This is a genomic window from Pseudomonas sp. 10S5 (genome assembly GCF_035019745.1).
GTDB lineage: Bacteria > Pseudomonadota > Gammaproteobacteria > Pseudomonadales > Pseudomonadaceae > Aquipseudomonas.
This window is the reverse complement of sequence record NZ_JASJVL010000057.1, coordinates 1-280: the sequence shown is the minus strand read 5'-3', so window position 1 is coordinate 280 and position 280 is coordinate 1. Positions and strand designations below refer to the sequence as shown.

Below are 280 nucleotides of genomic sequence, written 5' to 3'. Positions count from 1 at the left end.
GGCGCAGCGGACGGGACTCGAACCCGCGACCCCCGGCGTGACAGGCCGGTATTCTAACCGACTGAACTACCGCTGCGTGTCGCTCGGACTTCCATCCGATTAACTCTTTTTCGAAACAGACCTTCGGATGCCTGTTTCAGTGAAACCCTAAAAGGACCGCTCTGAAAGCGTTCCAGTCTCAGACCGTACAAGCCGATCTAAAAAATATGGCGCAGCGGACGGGACTCGAACCCGCGACCCCCGGCGTGACAGGCCGGTATTCTAACCGACTGAACTACCG

The 280-nt window shown here is 57.9% G+C and carries 1 tRNA gene; it reads right to left on the bottom strand.

Annotated elements, in window-relative coordinates:
• Positions 1-2 precede the first annotated feature (2 nt).
• A tRNA-Asp gene (locus tag QN378_RS23370) sits at positions 3-76 on the bottom strand.
• Positions 77-280: the final 204 nt, after the last annotated feature.